Source organism: Phenylobacterium sp. (assembly GCF_030651755.1).
Lineage (GTDB): Bacteria > Pseudomonadota > Alphaproteobacteria > Caulobacterales > Caulobacteraceae > Phenylobacterium.
Genome location: NZ_JAUSBZ010000042.1, coordinates 34,932 through 40,931, shown reverse-complemented (window position 1 = coordinate 40,931; position 6,000 = coordinate 34,932). Strand labels below are relative to the sequence as shown.

The window sequence follows — 6,000 nt, the reverse complement described above, 5'->3', positions numbered from 1 at the left end:
CAAGCAGCCCTATCTGCAGATCGACCGCATCCCGGCCCTGGCGGCGCTCGCCCAGATGGGGGCCATCGAACTGCACCCCTGGAACTGCCGCGAGGGTGATCCGGAGACCCCGGGGCGTCTGGTGTTCGACCTCGACCCCGGCCCTGGTCTCGACTTCGACGATGTGGTCGCCGCGGCCAAGGACGTGAAAGACCGGCTGGAGGCGCTGGGTCTGGTGGCCTTCTGCAAGACCACCGGCGGCAAGGGGCTGCATGTGGTCACCCCGCTGGCCAAGGGCCGCGGACTGGATTGGGACAAGGCCAAGACCTTCGCCCATGACGTGGCCCGCCAGATGGCCGCCGACGAGCCTGATCGCTATGTGGCGGTGATGTCCAAGGCCAGGCGCGAGGGAAGGATTTTCGTCGACTATCTGCGCAACGCCCGGATGGCGACGGCCGTGGCGCCCTTGTCCCCCCGGGCCCGGGAGGGCGCCGGGGTCTCCATGCCGCTGACCTGGGGCCAGGTGCGCAAGGGTCTCGACCCCCTGCGCTTCACCCTGCGCACCGTGCCTGACCTGTTGAAGAAGACCGAGGCCTGGGCCGACTATTCGCAAGGCGAACGGCCGCTGGCGCCGGCCATCCGCAAGCTCGGAAAGGTCTAGGCTTCCCTTGCGTCCAGGCTTCCTAGAGCGCGCGGCGCCTGCCAAGCTTTCGGAAAATCGCCAAGGGGACGAGACATGGACAGGGCCGCCAACCGAGACCTGGTCGATCCGGAGCTGTTGCCCCTGCTCGACACCTTCCCGGCCTTTGACCTGACGGAGGAGATCCTGCCCCTGATGCGCGGCCGGCCGGCTCGCTTTCAGGTGCGGCCCGAGGACCTGGCTCGCACCAGCCTGGAGCGGCGGACGATTCCTGGACCCGCTGGCGCGCCAGAGGTCGAGGTGCTGGTCTATCACCCCAAGGACGCTGCGGGGCCGCTGCCCTGCATCCTGCATATCCACGGGGGCGGCTATGTCGCCGGCGCGGCGGCCGACAACGAGGCGGTCCATCGGCCCCTGGCCGCTGACCTCGCCTGCTGCATCGTCTCGGTGGAATACCGGCTGGCGCCGGAGACGCCCTTCCCGGGTGCGGTGGAGGATTGTTATGCGGCGCTCGCCTGGGTGTTCGCCAACGCCGAAGCCCTGGGGATCGACCGGGGTCGGATCGGTCTGATGGGGGAGAGCGCCGGCGGCGGCCTGGCGGCGGGGCTGGCGCTACTGGCCCGGGACCGGGGGGACTATCGCCTGGCCTTCCAGCACCTGATCTATCCGATGATCGATGACCGCACCTGCGTCACCACCGATCCGCACCCCTATGCCGGCGCCTTCGTCTGGACGCCCCAGGCCAACACCTTTGGCTGGCGGGCCCTGCTGGGACATGAGCCTGGCGTGGACGGGGTCTCCCCCTATGCGGCGGCCGCCCGGGCCACGGACGTCTCTGGCCTGCCGCCGACCTTCATCGCCACCGGCGCCCTGGACCTGTTTCTGGAGGAGGACCTGGCCTACGCCCAGCGGCTGCTGCGGGCCGGGGTTCCGGTGGAGTTGCACGTCTATCCCGGCGCCTTCCACGGCTTCCAGTGGGCGCCGGAGGCGAAGGTCAGCCAGACGGCCGCCCGGGACAGCCGCGCGGCGCTCGCCCGGGCCCTGGCCTGAGGCTCAGCGGCGGCGGACGGACTTGGGGCTGAAACCCGGGGTGATCAGGGCCTCGCGCTCGCGGGCCGTGATCGGCCGCCAGCGGCCCTCCGGCAGGTCGCCGACCTTCAGGGGGCCGACCCGCAGGCGGTAGAGGTCGATGATCGACAGCCCCACCAGGTCGCACATCCGGCGGATCTGGCGATTGCGGCCCTCGGTCAGGATGAAGCGCAGGCGCTGGTCGCCGGCCAGGGTGACCTTGGCGGGTTTCAGCTGGCGGCCGTCCAGTTCGAGCCCATGGCGCAGGCGGGCGAGGACGGGCTCTGCAATGTCGCCGCGCACCCGGACCAGATATTCCTTCTCCATCAGGGAGTCCGGGCCGATCACCGCCTTGGTCACCACCCCGTCCTCCGACAGGATCAGCAGGCCGCGGCTGTCCAGGTCCAGGCGGCCCACCGGCGCCAGGCTGCGGTCGGCGGCAGGGATTTCGGCGGCCTCTCCCCAGAGACCCTGGCGGGTCAGCAGGCGGGCGGCGGGAATCTGGCCAGGCTCCGGCTGGGCCGAGACATAGCCCACCGGCTTGTTGATGATCACCGTCATCTGGCCCTGGAGTCTCGCCTGGGCGCCGTCGTCGAGGGTGAGGGTCTGGCCCTGCTCGATCTTGCGGCCAGGATCGGAGACCGTCTCTCCGTCGATGGAGACCTGGCCGGCGGCGATCAGGGCCTCGGCCTCACGGCGGGAGCAGACGCCGCTCTGGGCCAGCCAGCGATTGACCCGCTGGGGCTCGGCCTCTTCGTAGGTGCGCGTCCAGGCCATCAGCCGGTCTGGCGCTCGCGCTTGCGGATGAACATGGCCGCGTCCGCCTGGGCGACAATGGCCTCGGGCTCGCCGTCATGGGGGATTTCACAGACCCCGTAGGACAGATGCAGGGGCGCCGACCAGTCGCCGAACTGGATGGGCGCCTGTTCCAGGGTCCTTGCCAGGGCCTCGGCCTTGGCCTGGGCGGTCATGGCGGTGGCCTGGACCAGCACCACGGCGAACTCGTCCCCGCCCATGCGCCCGACAATGTCGCTGTCGCGCACCAGGCCTGTGAGCCGCTCGGCCACGGCCTTGAGCACAGCGTCGCCGGCCGCATGGCCGAAGCGATCATTGACGCTCTTGAAGTCGTCCAGGTCGAAATAGACCAGGCTGGCCGGCGAGGCGTAGCGGCGGGAGAAGGTCTGCACCCGGGCCAGTTCGCGCATGAAGGCCCGGCGATTGAGCACCGGAGTCAGGGCGTCCCGGTCGGCCAGACCCTCGGCCTCGATCAGCTTGGCCTTCAGCCGGGCCACCTCGCCGCGCAGATCATCAATCTCGGTCAGCAGGGTCTGCAGGGCGCCGCGAACCGCCGGCGTCATCTCGGTTTCGGAGACGCCGAGGAAGCCCGCCTTGTCGGCCGGCAGGGCGCGGGCCGCAGAGCTCTGGGCGCCGGCCTGGGCCAGGGCCCGTTTGCGGATGGCCGCAAAGGGTTCGGTGCGCGCGCCCGTGATCTTCATGGGGAGGGAATCACATCCAGCCTTAACCATAAGAAACCTACCGGTGATCGGTTGCCGGCGCAAAGGCGGCGCCTATACTCCGCGCCTTTCCCATTAAGGGGGCCGTCCGATGGCCAGTTCCAACCCCGCCGGCCCAGGCGGTCGCCCGCCCGTCGCCATCATCATGGGCAGCCGCTCCGACTGGCCCACCATGCGGTGCGCCGCAGACCAGCTCGACGCGCTTGGCGTGACCTGGGAGGCCAAGGTGGTCTCGGCCCACCGCACGCCCAAGCGCCTCTATGACTTCGCCACCACCGCCAAGGCTGCGGGCTACAAGGTGATCATCGCCGGCGCCGGCGGCGCCGCCCACCTGCCGGGCATGGCCGCCTCCATGACCGAACTGCCGGTGCTGGGCGTGCCGGTGGAGTCCAAGGCCCTGAAGGGTATGGATAGCTTGCTCTCCATCGTCCAGATGCCCGGGGGCATTCCGGTGGCGACCCTGGCCATCGGCGAGGCGGGCGCCAAGAACGCCGGCATTCTCGCCGCTCGCATCCTGGCGCTGGGCGATCCCGCTCTGGCCGAACGCCTCACCGCCTTCGCCCAGGGCCTGGCGGACGCCGTGTCCGAGACGGTGGAAGACTGATGGACTCGGGCTTTCCCCTCGCGCCCGGCGCGACCATCGGCATTCTCGGCGGCGGACAGCTGGGACGAATGCTGGCGCTCGCCGCCGCCCGTCTGGGCTTTGACGTGGTCATCCTGACGCCGGAGATCGACGCCCCGGCCAGCCGGGTGGCGCGGGAAACCCTCATCACCCCCTTTGACGACCCCGACGGGCTGGCGAGGCTGGCCGACCTCTGTGACGTCATCACCTATGAGTTCGAAAACGTGCCCGCCGCCGCGGTCGAGCGGCTGAGGGCGCTTGGGGCCCCGGTGGCGCCCAATGGCGAAACCCTGGCCGTGGCCCAGGACCGGGTGGCCGAAAAGACCTTCCTCAATGAGGCCGGTGTCCGCACCGTGGCCTTCGCCCAGGTGGACAGCGGTGAGGACGCCCTGGAGGCCGCCGCGCGCATCGGCGTCCCGTCCCTGATGAATTCCCGCAGGGAGGGCTATGACGGCAAGGGCCAGAAGTGGGTCGAGCATGCGGCCGAAGCCGCCGACGTCTTTGAGGCCCTGGGGGGCGTCCCCTGCATCCTGGAGGCGCCGGCCGATTTCGTGCGCGAGCTTTCAGTGATCGCCGGCCGGGGCCGCGACGGCGAGCTGGCCATCTATCCCCTGGGCGAAAACCATCACGAGGGCGGCATCCTGCGCCGCACGGTGGCGCCCGCGCCGGCCAGTCCCGACCTGGCGGACCAGGCCGAACGGATCGCCGCCCAGATCCTCACCCGCCTGGACTATGTGGGCGTCATCGGCATCGAGCTGTTCGAGCTGGCGGACGGCCGCCTGCTGGCCAATGAGATCGCGCCCCGGGTGCACAATACCGGACACTGGACCCAGGACGGCTGCGAGGTCTGCCAGTTCGAGCAGCACATCCGCGCCGTGGCCGGCTGGCCATTAGGGCCCACCGCAGCCCGGGCCCATGTGGAGATGCTCAACCTGCTGGGCGACGAGGCCGAGGCCTGGCTGAAACTGGCCAGCGAGCCCGAGACCCGCCTGCACCTCTACGGCAAGCGCGAGGCCAAGCCCGGCCGCAAGATGGGCCATATCAACCGGCTGTCGGGGCTATAGGCGGCGCAGCCGCCCTCGTCCTTCGAGGCCCTTCGGGCGCCTCAGGATGAGGACGGACTGAGAGGCCTCACCCCACCTGCCTCATCCTGAGGTGCGAGCGGTAGCGAGCCTCGAAGGACGCAAAGGCGCCTCAGCCTCGCGTGCGGCGGGCGCACTCAAGATCGGACACAAAGGACACGAAGGGGCGCGAAGGACACGAAGAGAGCCCCAACCTCTCCTCCGTCGCCCTCGGACTTGATCCGAGGGCCCATGCACACCGTGGCCGGACCAGTGTTCATGGATGCTCGGGTCAAGCCCGAGCATGACGAGGGCGGGGAGAGGCCTCAACCCACCCTCCTCATCCTGAGGCGCGAGCGATAGCGAGCCTCGAAGGACGCAAGGCGCCTCAGCCGTAACGCATGCGGCCAAGGGTCTGGGCGAAGGTCTTGAGGGCTTCGGACGGGCGTAGCTTGGTCGTCGCCTTCCACTTCTCGAAGCTCATCACATTGGCGATGCGGGCGTCCACGAAGTCCATGGAGGTCCCGCGGCCCGAGGCCACGCGGATGGCGAGCGCCGCCGACAGGATTCCCGAGAGGATGGCGCGCTTGGAATAGTGGTTCTCGTCGGTGGCGGTGTCGCCGGCCCAGCGCCAGAGCTGGTCGGCGCTGTCCCACAGGAGGCGGCTGGCCAGGGGCAGGTTCTGTGGCAGGGCGAGGAAGCCGCTCCAGCGGCGGGCGATGGCCTCGTCCTGGGCGGCGGCGTCCAGCCGGGTCTCCACCGCCAGGCGGATGCGCTCGCGGATCTTCAGGGCCCGGGGATCGGTTTCGGCCAGGATCGCCAGGGCCTCGCGGTCATGGCGACGGCCCAGCAGGGCCGCCAGGTCGGCCGCCCCATTGGGGAACAAAAGCTCGATCTCCCCCCTGGAGAGGCCAGCCTCGGCCCCGGCGCGGGCCACAAGCAGGGGACTCCAGCCCATCTGCGGCACATGGGGCAGGGCGAGGGAGAGGACCTGGTCCTCGACATTGCGGGCCCAGGCGTCGGGATCGGGGTGGGGGGATGAGGCGGAGTCTGACATTCGCCCAGTCTAACCCTGCCGAAAGCCGCCGTCTTGCGTGGACATGGGCCAAGCCTTCT

At 70.0% G+C, this 6,000-nt stretch carries 7 protein-coding genes; 4 read left to right on the top strand and 3 right to left on the bottom strand.

Annotation, left to right across the window (positions count from 1 at the left end):
- The coding region (gene ligD / locus Q7V15_RS03565) for a non-homologous end-joining DNA ligase (RefSeq protein ID WP_304753864.1) at window positions 1–640 on the top strand (640 nt) is incomplete at its 5' end.
- A gap of 75 nt (window positions 641–715) precedes the next feature.
- Complete coding sequence (locus tag Q7V15_RS03560; RefSeq protein ID WP_304753863.1) at window positions 716–1,669, top strand: alpha/beta hydrolase; 954 nt, start codon at window positions 716–718, stop codon at window positions 1,667–1,669.
- 3 nt (window positions 1,670–1,672) lie between these two features.
- Here the strand turns inward: Q7V15_RS03560 and Q7V15_RS03555 are convergent, their stop codons facing one another.
- Window positions 1,673–2,464, bottom strand: coding sequence for a pseudouridine synthase (locus Q7V15_RS03555; RefSeq protein WP_304753862.1), 792 nt, complete (start codon window positions 2,462–2,464; stop codon window positions 1,673–1,675).
- Entirely contained in the window at window positions 2,464–3,183 is a 720-nt protein-coding gene (locus Q7V15_RS03550) for a GGDEF domain-containing protein (protein ID WP_304753861.1), read from the bottom strand. Before Q7V15_RS03550 ends, Q7V15_RS03555 begins: the two co-directional genes overlap by 1 nt.
- Before the next feature lie 109 nt (window positions 3,184–3,292).
- Between Q7V15_RS03550 and purE the strand changes: the two genes are divergently transcribed.
- A complete protein-coding gene (purE, locus tag Q7V15_RS03545; RefSeq protein WP_304753860.1) occupies window positions 3,293–3,805 on the top strand; it encodes a 5-(carboxyamino)imidazole ribonucleotide mutase in 513 nt (170 codons plus the stop codon).
- Window positions 3,805–4,887: a 5-(carboxyamino)imidazole ribonucleotide synthase gene (locus Q7V15_RS03540; protein WP_304753859.1), complete on the top strand. Its 1,083-nt coding sequence runs from the start codon at window positions 3,805–3,807 to the stop codon at window positions 4,885–4,887. Before purE ends, Q7V15_RS03540 begins: the two co-directional genes overlap by 1 nt.
- A gap of 385 nt (window positions 4,888–5,272) precedes the next feature.
- Here the strand turns inward: Q7V15_RS03540 and Q7V15_RS03535 are convergent, their stop codons facing one another.
- Window positions 5,273–5,941 carry a COQ9 family protein gene (locus Q7V15_RS03535; RefSeq protein ID WP_304753858.1) on the bottom strand — a complete coding sequence of 223 codons (669 nt, stop codon included), beginning with the start codon at window positions 5,939–5,941 and terminating at the stop codon, window positions 5,273–5,275.
- Window positions 5,942–6,000 lie beyond the last annotated feature (59 nt).